The 1,242-nt window shown below is 21.7% G+C and carries 1 protein-coding gene; it reads left to right on the top strand.

The window, feature by feature from the left end:
* Window positions 1-186 precede the first annotated feature (186 nt).
* On the top strand, window positions 187-1,242 hold a 1,056-nt coding region (locus KQ44_RS04805; protein ID WP_096736449.1), incomplete at its 3' end, for a cyclic nucleotide-binding domain-containing protein.

Genomic DNA, 1,242 nt, shown 5'->3' on the forward strand with positions numbered 1-1,242 from the left:
AATTCGGATAAAGATATATGTTCAGAATTACAAAATATAAAATATATAGAAATAGACCATTTAAAAACATAAAAATATCAGATGTTATAAATTACCTAAAAAATACAAAAATTATATATTTTAGTTGACATAATTTATCTAAGTATTATAATTCAATTGTAAATATTTTATACGTGTATTAAGTATATGGATAAATACAGATTAGTAAAATATACAAAAGGGACCGTTATATTTAGAAGCGGAGAAGAAGCAAAAGATTATTTCTATATAATATCTAGAGGAAAAATATTATCCTGCAATGATTTTTGCGATAATTTTACAATAAAATATAATGAAGGCGGAATTATAGGTATAATTCAATCTGTGACGGGAGAACCTTACTATTCTACATCTGAAACAGCAGAAGATTGTGAATTGTGGCAAATAAAAATAGAAAATATTAATAGGTTAAATAATAAACATTTAATAAATAAAATATCAAATTATCTATCTTTTATATTAGAAAGGTGGCTCAGCAAATACTATTCAATAATTACTAAAAATAAAATAGATCTTTATAATAAAGATGATATCTTAACTATGGCAAATATTTATAAAGAATGCGGATTTATAGATGCAAGCTATAAACTTTGCAAAGCATATTTAAATTCATTTAAAGAAAATTTCAATATTGACAAAGTTAAAGATTTTTTAAAATTTTTAACTCCAGCTAAAAAACCTGAATGCATAGAAAAAAATTTATTAAAAATAACAAAAGGGTACTGCCTATATAGTGAGTTAGAAATAAGTAATAATATATATTATATAAAATCTGGAAAATTAGGCATATATAATATAATGAATGGAAGATATGTTACAAGAGCAGTATATCCAGCAGGCTACATTATAAATGGCTATAGTCCAGTACTGGAATATAAACCTCTTCTTACAACCGTAATAGCATTGGAAGATTCTGTAATCGAAATCATAAATCAAGACGAACTTATAAAACATTTATATAACAATGTAGAACTTAGAATAAAATTTATAAAAATGACTTCAATTAAAATTATAAGTACTGTATTAAAAATAAAAGCGGTAAATAAAGAAAATATAAGATATAAACTTATATTAATAATATACTCTATTCTAAAAATAGAAACATTATTTACTATAGAAAAATGTATTAAACTTATATATAAAATAGATGATATAAAAAATATGATAAATTTGGATGTAGAAAATAAAATAATATATTCTGAA

This window comes from Brachyspira sp. G79 (assembly GCF_002379365.1).
Classification (GTDB): Bacteria; Spirochaetota; Brachyspiria; order Brachyspirales; family Brachyspiraceae; genus Brachyspira.